This is a genomic window from Paraglaciecola polaris LMG 21857 (assembly GCF_000315055.1).
Classification (GTDB): Bacteria; Pseudomonadota; Gammaproteobacteria; order Enterobacterales; family Alteromonadaceae; genus Paraglaciecola; species Paraglaciecola polaris.
Window position 1 is genome coordinate 1 of the sequence record NZ_BAER01000019.1, and the last position, 1,187, is coordinate 1,187.

Below are 1,187 nucleotides of genomic sequence, written 5' to 3' on the forward strand. Positions count from 1 at the left end.
GGGTAAAGTTGGTTTGGATAAAGTTAGGGAGAATTACATCTGTAAATATATGTTTTTCTGTTGTATATCCCACTCCATAACGAAAAGTGGTGGTGTTGGAGTCACTTAGTAACCACTTCCATTGGATTATTTTAAGGGATTTTTCATGATTATATTCAGCTACAGTAAGACCATTTTGAAACTGTGAATCAATCTGCCTGAAGTTATCGAATCCAATTTTGTATGCTTGTTTTGTATCAAAACTAACAAAATTTTTGTTTAAGAAAATAGCTTCTGAATTACCATCATCGTTACTGGTTAAGCGAACGCTAGCAGTGATGTTTTTATTTAAAAATAACGGAAAACTAGTATCAAATTTATAACCGGTTCGTTGGTTATTACTGAAGTATTCAACTTCAGAATCAATTCCTAGGCCGAAAAGATTTCTGTCTTTTATACCGATCGAATATTTGTTAACCCCTCCTTTTCGACCAAAATCTACGGTGGGCATCAATGACCAATTGTCCCAAGTTTCGACTTTAACACGGTCGTTTTTATCCTGACTTACAATAGCTTCACGAATATACTTTTGTTGTCTAAGGTGTCGTTCTAATTCTGCAATGTCATCTGATTGAACTTGACATTTACTAAGGAAAAAAGCGCTTTCATTTTGAAGCGTTATTTCTTTAGTCTTAATATGAAAAAAATTAGCCCAGTGATGAAGAAATATGCTGTTCGGATCATCTAGATTAAAAATATCGTGAATTAAAAAATCTACATTATTAGTTTCATCACACTCGTTTAACACACCTTGGGATTGTGCCGAAGAAGCGCTTTGATAATACATTGTTAAAAATATTAATAAATAAGTTTTAGAGGTCATACAGGCACCATGTTTAAGTGTCTGTATTCTATTTTTTTATTCTTAAGTGCCCCTTACTTCAAACTGAATTTCTACTGAAGTTTTGCTTAGTTTTTACCAATGTTATCGATATGATTGGGAGGTGTACTTGAATATTGAAATATAATTAGATTGGGTGGGAGACTTAATCGTGAATTTTTATTTTACTGACTTTAAGTATAAATAGGCTTGGAATCTATTATAAAAAATATCTAGCTCATTGGCTGGGAAGATTAGGAAGCTCTATTTTAAATATTATATGATTATTCTCCACATCAACGTCAATTCTCCCCCCTAATGCATTTAT

At 32.4% G+C, this 1,187-nt stretch carries 1 pseudogene; it reads right to left on the reverse strand.

From position 1 onward, the window contains the following. Positions 1-862: pseudogene (locus GPLA_RS03770) on the reverse strand (hypothetical protein); the annotation flags it as partial. Between the last annotated feature and the right edge of the window lie 325 nt (positions 863-1,187).